This window comes from Pseudomonas sp. R62, assembly GCF_000257605.1.
Taxonomy (GTDB): domain Bacteria; phylum Pseudomonadota; class Gammaproteobacteria; order Pseudomonadales; family Pseudomonadaceae; genus Aquipseudomonas; species Aquipseudomonas atacamensis.
Map to the genome: position 1 here is coordinate 2,475,812 of NZ_JH635998.1, position 7,462 is coordinate 2,483,273.

Sequence of the window (7,462 nt, forward strand, 5' to 3'; positions counted from 1 at the left end):
GCGTTCCTTCTGCGACCACCAGTGCACCATGGTCCGCCCGCTCGGCGGCCAGCCCATGCCCTGCGCCCAGCCGTTGATGAACAGGAGAATGAACATCATCGTCACGCTGGACGTTGCCCACGGCGCGAAACCGAAAATGAACATCACCCCGGCCGAGACCAGCAGACCGAACGGCAGGAAGAAGCGCGGGTTGGAACGGTCGGACACCAGGCCCATGAGGAACTTCGACAGACCGTAAGCAATGGCGATCGCCGACATCGCCAAGCCGAGGTCGCCACGGCTGTAGCCTTCGTCGATCAGGTACGGCATGGCCAAGGAGAAGTTCTTGCGCAGCAGGTAGTAACCGGCGTAGCCGATAAAGATGCCGGCGAAGATCTGCCAGCGCAGGCGGCGGTAGGTGCTGTCTATTTTTTCTTCAGGCAATGGAGCCTGATGTGCGGCAGGACGAAAGAAAGCAAACATTCAAGAGCTCCAGTTTTCTTGTTTTGACTGCGGATGCGAATGTTACAGTTTCGTTACCGAAAATAGCATCGCTTCACGTCGGCAAAACAGCGGAAATTTGGGCAGATGAGCGTTCCTTTATGAACATGTCGCTCTGAGATAAGAAGGCGGCGCTGAGGGAATGGTGGCTCGGGTGGGTTTCTGCGGTTTGACGTATGGAAGAGGCAGACCTCAACGATAAAGCGATCCGGATGGTTGCTCCGGATCGCTCCATGTTGTTAACGAACCTGAACGACAACCTTGCCCACAGCCTTGCGCTGGCCGAGATCATCGATCGCCTGCGCGGCATTGCTCAGCGGATACACCTGCGACACCAGCGGTTTGAGTTTGCCCTCGGCAAACCAGGCAAACAGCTGCTGGAAGTTTGCTGCGTTGTCCTGGGGTTGGCGCTGGGCAAAGGAGCCCCAGAACACGCCGAGTACCGCCGCGCCCTTGAGCAGGGCGAGGTTGACCGGCAGTTCCGGGATGCGTCCGCTGGCGAAGCCGACAACCAGCAGGCGGCCGTTCCAGGCGATGGCGCGGATGGCCTGGTCGAACAGGTCGCCGCCGACCGGGTCGTAGATCACGTCGGCGCCCTGGCCGTCGGTGAGGCGTTTGATCTCGTCCTTGAGGCTGGCTTCGCTGTAGTTGATCAGTTCATCGGCGCCGGCAGCCTTGGCCACCGCGAGTTTCTCGGCACTGCTGGCGGCGGCGATCACGCGGGCGCCCATGGCTTTGCCGATCTCCACCGCGGCGAGGCCGACGCCGCCCGACGCGCCGAGCACCAGCAGGGTTTCGCCCGGTTGCAGGTTGGCGCGTTGTTTGAGCGCGTGCATCGACGTGCCATAGGTCATGCTGAATGCAGCGGCGACGTTGAAATCCATCGACGGCGGAATCGGCAGGACGTTGTAGCCCGGCACCGCCACCTGCTCGGCAAAACTGCCCCAACCGGTCAGCGCCATGACCCGGTCGCCGACTTTCAGATGGCTGACCTTTTCGCCGACTTCGCGCACCACGCCCGCCGCTTCACCGCCTGGCGAAAACGGGAAGGGCGGTTTGAACTGGTATTTGCCCTCGATGATCAGCGTGTCCGGGAAATTGACTCCGGCAGCGTGCACGTCCAGCAGGATTTCATTCTTCTTGGCGACAGGGCTGGCGACGTCTTCCAGCACCAGCGATTCGGCAGGGCCGAAGGCTTTGCACAGCACGGCTTTCATCAGGGCTATTCCTTTGGGAGTGATGGCCGATAAGTGTAGGTGTGTGAATCAACGGGTCAACGAGCATGCCCGACCCTGATAGTCAGCCATAAGCTTGTGCTTGCGCGGCGGGTCGTTATGCTAGGCCGCAAACCGGATAAGGAGCGAATTGTGAAAGCGTGGATCATGTTGTTGCTGGCCCTGTCTCTGCCTGTGGCAGCACTGGCCGAAGAAGCCAAAGAAGGCGAGGCGCCGAAAGTCAATTACATCACCCTGAGCCCGCCGTTCGTCGGCAATTACGGCCTCGACGGCACGCCGAAGCTCAAGGTCTACAAGGCCGATGTGGCCCTGCGCGTAACCGGCGAAGAGGCGACCAAACTGGTCAAGGCCAACGAGCCACTGATCCGCAATCAGCTGGTGGCGTTGTTCACTCAGCAGACCACCGAGGCGATGGGCAGCATCGAAGGCAAGGAAAAGCTGCGTCAGGAAGCGTTGAAGCAGACCCAGCAGGTGATGAATGATGAGACCGGCAAGCCTGTTGTTGAGGATCTGTTGTTCAACAACCTGATCATTCAGTAAGTCGTTCGCTATCCGGGCAGGCCTCTTCGCGAGCAGGCTCGCTCCCACATTGGACTGCATGTTCCTGTGGGAGCGAGCCTGCTCGCGAAAGCTATTTGTCAGGCGCAAATGAATCAGGGTTTGAGCGCGATGACTGCCGCCCACTGCTCCGCCGTCACCGGCATCACCGACAACCGCGAGCCCTTCTGCACCAGCGGCAGCTCCGCCAGCGCCGTCTGCTGCTTCAAATAATCCAGCTTCAACACCCGCTCGAACGTCTCGACATGCTCGACATCGATCGCGCTCCAGGCATTTTTTTCTGCTGTAGCCTTCGGATCGAAGTAATGGCTGTCTGGCTCCAGCGCCGTCGGATCGGGATACGCTGCTTCAATAATTTTGCCGATCCCGGCAATCCCCGGCTCGGGGCAGCTGGAATGGTAGAAAAAGAACTCATCACCAACGGCCATCGCCCGCAGGAAATTGCGCGCCTGATAATTGCGAACCCCGTCCCAGCGCGCCTTGCCGAGCTTTTCCAGACCCTTGATCGAGAGTTCGTCGGGCTCTGATTTCATCAGCCAGTAGGCCATGTGGTGTGCTCCTGAAGCGGTCATTGGGCAGGTTGTCGGGCAATTTTATGACAAACCGACAGTCGGTTGACGTCAGCGTTTGCGCACAGGTTCACGTTGCCGCAAAATGCCGGCCTTTAAAGCTTGACGCTGCTGCACGGCCTACGAACGGAAACCGCTGCTGTCATCGTGATGATGTGCCTTGAGGGGGGCAATCGATGAAACGCAAACCGGATTTGCTATGGACTTTGGTAATTTTGTTTGGCCTGGGCGTGGTGACCACCGGTTACGCGCAGAGCCTGTGGGCGAACAAGACCGACGCGCCGATTGAAATTGCGCAACAGGTGCAACAGTCGACCGCTTTCAAACGCTGAACCTGTCTCTTCGACGCCGCTGTTCCATGCGGCGTCTACTCTGCGAAATACCACGCCTTGTCGGTGACCGTGCCTTGTAACGGCACATCCCAGCTCGCCTGCGCCAGACGCTCAACCTTCTGACACTCATGGGCCAGGCCCAGCAGCGTCGGCTTGCGCCAGTTCTTGCGCCGGGCCAGATAGGCGAGGCTGCGATCATAAAACCCGCCGCCCATGCCCAAGCGTCCGCCGACATCGTCAAATCCCACCAGCGGCAACAACACCAGATCCAGCGCCCAGACCTTGCGTTGCCGAGCCAGATTGGCCCGGGGCTCGAGGATGCGGAAACGATTGGGCGTGAGCTTTTCGCCGGGGCGGATGCGCTGGAAGACCATTTTCGTTCGTGGCCACGCGCTGAGTACCGGCAGATAAGTCGCCTTGCCGCGACGCTGGGCTTCGCGCAGGAGCAGGCGCGGATCGATTTCACCGTCGGTGGGCAAATACAGAGAGATATGTTTCGCCCGGCGAAAGTGCGGGTCTTGCGCCAATTGCCGGAACAGGCCTTTGGCAGCCCGGCGTTGTTCGCCCGGCGTCAGTGCGCGGCGCGCCTTGCGCAGCAGGCGGCGGAGTTGCGGGCGGGGCAGCAGCGCGGGTTCGGTCATGGTTCGGCTTCGGCAGGTGGATGCAAAAACGTACGCATAAAAAATCCGATGTCGGCATACACCGACATCGGATTCGAATCAGGCTCCCCGGATGAACCGCTGTCAACTCAGCCCTTGAACCCGAAAGTTCAAGGTGGAAGAAGCAGTAGACTTTAAGGCTTTCCGTCTAGCGGACATGCACACCAGCCCAACGTGCAACTTCCAGGGTAGTGCGAATCGGCTCCGGGACATCGTCAACTGGCAAGCACCCCAGGGAGTGCCGCGAGTATACCTCAAGCTGTCAGTCGAATCAGCCCTTGGCGGTGTTCTGATCGTCGGCCAGAACCAGATCGACACGATCGAGCAAGTCGCGTACCTGTTCGCGGGTCGAACCGCTGGCCTGGATGTCCGGGCGCTCTTCTTTGTGCAACAGGTCGTGGGTGATGTTCAGCGCGGCCATCACGGCAATGCGATCGGCGCCGATGACTTTGCCGCTGCTGCGGATCTCGCGCATCTTGCCGTCCAGGTAGCGGGCGGCACTGACCAGATTGCTGCGTTCTTCCGGCGGGCAGATGATCGAATACTCTTTGTCGAGGATCTGCACGGTAACGCTATTGCTTGAACTCATGAGTCTTGCTCCAGGGCCTTGAGGCGCGAAATCATCGATTCGACCTTACGCCGGGCGATTTCGTTTTTTTCAATGAGGTGAGCGCGTTCCTCGCGCCAGGTTTTTTCCTGAGCTAGTAAGAGTGCGTTTTGACTCTTAAGTTGCTCGACTCGGCCAATCAGCAGTTCGAGTCTGGCCATCAGCGCTTGCAGGTCGGTGTCTTCCATTGGGTCCACGTGTTCGTCTGATGGGTGGTGACTGGCGGACAGCCTTTAATGGTCTTGGCGGGGCTGTCGATGTAGGATACAAGGCCTTCATTCTAGACATAGCGCCGTCTGGCGCCTAGCTGCCCATGACCATTGCGAATTCCCCGTACCAAGCCTTTGCCACCCTGCTGACTGCCAGCGGCCACAACGTCTCGCCTGCCGAACTGCACGGCGTGCTGCTCGGGCGCAGTTGCGCCGGGGCCGGCTTCGATCACGAAGGCTGGCTGATCGACGCCGCCGAACTGCTCGAAGGCGACATCCAGGACAACGTCCGCAACGCCCTGATCGGCCTGCAGGAGATGGTCAAAGGCGAGCTGACCGGCGACGACGTCACCGTCGTTCTGTTGCTGCCGACCGACGATGCGCCGCTGGCCGACCGCGCTGCTGCACTGGGCGAGTGGTGCCAGGGCTTCCTCAGCGGTTTCGGCCTGAACTGCCGCGACAGCAGCATGCTCAGCACTGAAGCCACCGAAGTGCTGCAGGATCTGGCAGCCATTTCCCAGGTGCAGGACGCGCTGGAAGAATCCGAAGACGGCGAATCCGACTACATGGAAGTCATGGAATACCTGCGCGTCGCGCCGTTGCTGCTGTTCTCGGAAACCAAAAAAGCCGATGTGCCGCCAGCCGCCAAGCCGTCGCTGCATTAATCGCGTGCCAGGGAAAGCCATCTGCCCATGACCCACATCCCCAAAGCGGAATACAGCCGTCGCCGCAAGGCCCTGATGGCGCAGATGGAACCCAACAGCATCGCGATCCTGCCCGCCGCCGCGGTGGCCATCCGCAACCGCGACGTCGAGCATGTTTACCGTCAGGACAGCGACTTCCAGTACCTCAGCGGTTTTCCCGAGCCACAAGCCGTCATCGTCCTGATGCCCGGTCGCGAGCACGGTGAGTACATCCTGTTCTGCCGTGAACGCAACGCCGAACGCGAATTGTGGGATGGCCTGCGCGCAGGGCAGGAAGGCGCGATCCGCGAGTACGGCGCCGACGATGCTTTTCCGATTACCGACATCGACGACATCCTCCCGGGCCTGATCGAAGGCCGCGACCGGGTGTATTCGGCGATGGGCAGCAATCCCGAATTCGATCGGCACCTGATGGACTGGATCAACGTGATCCGCTCCAAGGCGCACCTCGGCGCGCAGCCGCCGAATGAATTCGTTGCCCTGGATCATCTGCTGCACGACATGCGCCTGTATAAATCGGCGGCAGAAGTGAAGGTGATGCGCGAAGCCGCGCGGATTTCGGCGCAGGCGCATATCCGCGCGATGCAGGCCAGTCGTCCGGGGCTGTATGAATATAGCCTCGAAGCCGAACTGGATTACGAATTCCGCAAGGGCGGGGCGAAGATGCCGGCCTACGGTTCGATCGTCGCCGCCGGGCGCAACAGCTGCATCCTGCATTACCAGCAGAATGACGCGTTGCTCAAGGACGGCGATCTGGTGTTGATCGACGCCGGTTGCGAGATCGACTGCTACGCCAGCGACATCACCCGCACGTGGCCGGTCAACGGCAAGTTTTCGCCGGAGCAGAAGGCGATCTACGAGTTGGTGCTGGCTTCGCAGGAAGCGGCGTTCGCTGAAATCGCCCCGGACAAGCACTGGAACCAGGCGCACGAAGCCACGGTTCGAGTGATTACCACAGGGCTGGTGAAACTCGGTTTGCTAAAAGGCGAGGTCGACGAGTTGATTGCGAGCGAAGCCTACAAGGCTTTTTATATGCACCGTGCCGGCCACTGGCTGGGCATGGATGTGCATGACGTTGGCGAGTACAAGGTCGGCGGCGAATGGCGCGTGCTGGAGGTCGGCATGGCGCTGACCGTGGAGCCGGGCATCTACATCGCGGCGGACAATCAGAACGTGGCGAAGAAATGGCGCGGCATTGGCGTGCGCATCGAGGATGACGTGGTCGTGACCCGATCCGGCTGTGAAATCCTCACCAGCGGCGTGCCGAAAACCGTCGCCGAGATCGAAGCGCTGATGGCACAAGCAAGGACACACGCAGCATGAGTCGAGTCAATCTGGCAATCATCGGTGGCGGTCTGGTCGGCGCCAGTCTGGCGTTGGCGTTGCAGGCCGGGGCCAAGGCGCAGGGCTGGAAGATCGTCCTGATCGAACCGTTCGCCCCCGGCGACAGCTGGCAACCGAGCTACGACGCCCGCTCCTCAGCCCTTTCGTTCGGCTCGCGGCAGATTTATCAGCGCCTGGGCGTGTGGCAGGAAATTTCCCGCCGCGCCGAGCCGATCAAACAGATTCATGTCTCCGACCGTGGCCGCTTCTCCACCGCGCGCTTGTCGGCGATGGAAGAGGGTGTGCCAGCGCTCGGTTACGTGGTGGAAAACGCCTGGCTCGGCCAGTGCCTGTGGCAACACCTCGACAAAGACGTGATCACGTGGCGCTGCCCGGCGGAAGTCACGCGCATGGAGCCGTTGGCCGATGGCTATCGTCTGACCCTCAACGATGAAACCACCCTTGAATGCGACCTCGCGGTGCTCGCCGATGGCGGCCGTTCCGGGCTGCGCGAACAGTTGGGCATCAACGTGCGCAAGCGCCCGTACAACCAGAGCGCGCTGATTGCCAACATCACCCCGAGCGAAGCGCACAACGGCATGGCCTTCGAGCGCTTTACCGATGAGGGGCCGATGGCCCTGCTGCCGTTGCCGGACAATCGCTGCGCACTGGTGTGGACGCGGCTGGGCATGGATGCGCAGCGTCTGACCGAGTTGAGCGAGCGTGATTTTCTCAGCGAGCTGCAAGGCGTGTTCGGTTACCGCCTCGGCACCCTGAAGCAGGTCG

General features: G+C 60.8%; 11 protein-coding genes and 1 other RNA gene. 5 read left to right on the top strand and 7 right to left on the bottom strand.

Translation table 11 applies throughout. From position 1 onward, the window contains the following. Both OQK_RS12140 and OQK_RS12145 read right to left on the bottom strand, forming a co-directional pair. A partial coding sequence (locus OQK_RS12140) for an MFS transporter (protein WP_038860888.1) occupies positions 1–462 on the bottom strand: 462 nt, incomplete at its 3' end. Between the two features lie 257 nt (positions 463–719). Then, on the bottom strand, positions 720–1,697 hold the full coding sequence (locus OQK_RS12145) for an NADPH:quinone oxidoreductase family protein (protein WP_016772628.1): 978 nt from the start codon (positions 1,695–1,697) through the stop codon (positions 720–722). A gap of 150 nt (positions 1,698–1,847) precedes the next feature. On the opposite strand from OQK_RS12145, the gene OQK_RS12150 reads away from it, so the two are divergent. Then, positions 1,848–2,255: a flagellar basal body-associated protein FliL gene (locus tag OQK_RS12150; RefSeq protein WP_027610485.1), complete on the top strand. Its 408-nt coding sequence runs from the start codon at positions 1,848–1,850 to the stop codon at positions 2,253–2,255. 113 nt (positions 2,256–2,368) lie between these two features. On the opposite strand, the gene OQK_RS12155 is transcribed toward OQK_RS12150, so the two are convergent. Next, positions 2,369–2,821: an EVE domain-containing protein gene (locus tag OQK_RS12155; protein ID WP_016772629.1), complete on the bottom strand. Its 453-nt coding sequence runs from the start codon at positions 2,819–2,821 to the stop codon at positions 2,369–2,371. Positions 2,822–3,018: 197 nt separating this feature from the next. Between OQK_RS12155 and OQK_RS30765 the strand changes: the two genes are divergently transcribed. Beyond that, on the top strand, positions 3,019–3,174 hold the full coding sequence (locus OQK_RS30765) for a hypothetical protein (RefSeq protein ID WP_016772630.1): 156 nt from the start codon (positions 3,019–3,021) through the stop codon (positions 3,172–3,174). Between the two features lie 35 nt (positions 3,175–3,209). On the opposite strand, the gene OQK_RS12160 is transcribed toward OQK_RS30765, so the two are convergent. The 4 genes from OQK_RS12160 to OQK_RS12170 form a co-directional block, all read right to left on the bottom strand. Then, a complete protein-coding gene (locus tag OQK_RS12160) occupies positions 3,210–3,815 on the bottom strand; it encodes a 5-formyltetrahydrofolate cyclo-ligase (RefSeq protein ID WP_016772631.1) in 606 nt (201 codons plus the stop codon). Positions 3,816–3,895: 80 nt separating this feature from the next. Then, positions 3,896–4,074, bottom strand: a non-coding RNA gene (ssrS, locus tag OQK_RS29265) — 6S RNA. Positions 4,075–4,104: 30 nt separating this feature from the next. Further along, a complete protein-coding gene (locus tag OQK_RS12165; RefSeq protein ID WP_016772632.1) occupies positions 4,105–4,422 on the bottom strand; it encodes a cell division protein ZapA in 318 nt (105 codons plus the stop codon). Then, the gene (locus OQK_RS12170) at positions 4,419–4,628 is read right to left on the bottom strand and encodes a TIGR02449 family protein (protein WP_007911197.1); all 210 of its coding nucleotides are present in this window, start codon (positions 4,626–4,628) and stop codon (positions 4,419–4,421) included. Before OQK_RS12170 ends, OQK_RS12165 begins: the two co-directional genes overlap by 4 nt. A 125-nt stretch (positions 4,629–4,753) precedes the next feature. Between OQK_RS12170 and OQK_RS12175 the strand changes: the two genes are divergently transcribed. From OQK_RS12175 to OQK_RS12185, 3 genes are all read left to right on the top strand, one after another. Further along, complete coding sequence (locus OQK_RS12175) at positions 4,754–5,314, top strand: YecA/YgfB family protein (RefSeq protein WP_016772633.1); 561 nt, start codon at positions 4,754–4,756, stop codon at positions 5,312–5,314. Between the two features lie 27 nt (positions 5,315–5,341). Next, positions 5,342–6,676 carry a Xaa-Pro aminopeptidase gene (pepP, locus tag OQK_RS12180; RefSeq protein WP_016772634.1) on the top strand — a complete coding sequence of 445 codons (1,335 nt, stop codon included), beginning with the start codon at positions 5,342–5,344 and terminating at the stop codon, positions 6,674–6,676. Then, on the top strand, positions 6,673–7,462 hold a 790-nt coding region (locus OQK_RS12185), incomplete at its 3' end, for a 2-octaprenyl-6-methoxyphenyl hydroxylase (protein WP_038860889.1). The genes pepP and OQK_RS12185, both read left to right, overlap by 4 nt.